Source organism: Pseudomonas putida (assembly GCF_028682175.1).
Lineage (GTDB): Bacteria > Pseudomonadota > Gammaproteobacteria > Pseudomonadales > Pseudomonadaceae > Aquipseudomonas > Aquipseudomonas putida_AD.
The window spans coordinates 1-343 of record NZ_JANHKS010000113.1 but is presented as its reverse complement, the minus strand read 5'-3'; the positions used below and the strand labels follow the sequence as shown (position 1 = coordinate 343).

Sequence of the window (343 nt, the reverse complement as noted above, 5' to 3'; positions counted from 1 at the left end):
GATGGACTGGCTGGCGCGCACCCAGGTCGGCGTGCTGATGGGCTGGTACGCACAGATGGCCAAGGGTGTGTTCACCTACGCCGCGCCCAACCGTGCCGACAAGGCCATGGCCCATGTGCTGGTCACCGCGATGAACTGGCGCCTGGGCAAATTTGCCCCGCAGTTGCAGCTTGAAGAGCTGGCGGATGCGAAGACCCCCAAGAGCCTGAACACGGCCCGTGCACAGTTGCAGGTCCGCGTGCGACGCTCGGTGCAGATGGAACTGGAGTCCGGAAAGATTGGCAACTTCTACGCCCTGCGCCTGGGCGTGATCACCGGCTTGTACGAGGCATTTCAGCTCTAC

1 protein-coding gene is annotated in these 343 nt (G+C 63.3%); it reads left to right on the top strand.

The genetic code is table 11. From position 1 onward, the window contains the following. The coding region (locus NPS29_RS28690; protein ID WP_274136871.1) for a hypothetical protein at window positions 1-343 on the top strand (343 nt) is incomplete at both ends.